Below are 342 nucleotides of genomic sequence, written 5' to 3'. Positions count from 1 at the left end.
AACAGCCAGAGCATGAGCGATCAACGCATCGGCGATCCGGTGGTGTCGTTGGGTTACCAGCGCTCGCTGATCGAAGCGACCCGTCAGCTGCAAGAGCAACGCCGCGCGTTGTCCCTGGCCAAGACCGAACTGTCGACCCTGATCAACCTGCCGATGGGTACCGATCTGAAACTGGCGACCCCGGACGACTACACGATTCCGCAACTGAAAGTCGGCATGGCCAGCCTCGAACACGAAGCCCTGGCCAGCCGTCCAGAACTGCGCGAGCAGGATTACCAGACCCGCATCAGCACTGCCGAAATCCGTAAAGCCATGCTGCGGTTGTTGCCGGGGCTGGAGTTT

General features: G+C 60.8%; 1 pseudogene. It reads left to right on the top strand.

The features are described from left to right. Nucleotides 1-342: pseudogene (locus BK665_RS33405) on the top strand (TolC family protein); the annotation flags it as partial.

This window comes from Pseudomonas frederiksbergensis, assembly GCF_003732665.1.
Classification (GTDB): Bacteria; Pseudomonadota; Gammaproteobacteria; order Pseudomonadales; family Pseudomonadaceae; genus Aquipseudomonas; species Aquipseudomonas frederiksbergensis_G.
The sequence above is the reverse complement of the archived record's forward strand: the minus strand, read 5'-3'. Positions and strand labels throughout refer to the sequence as shown.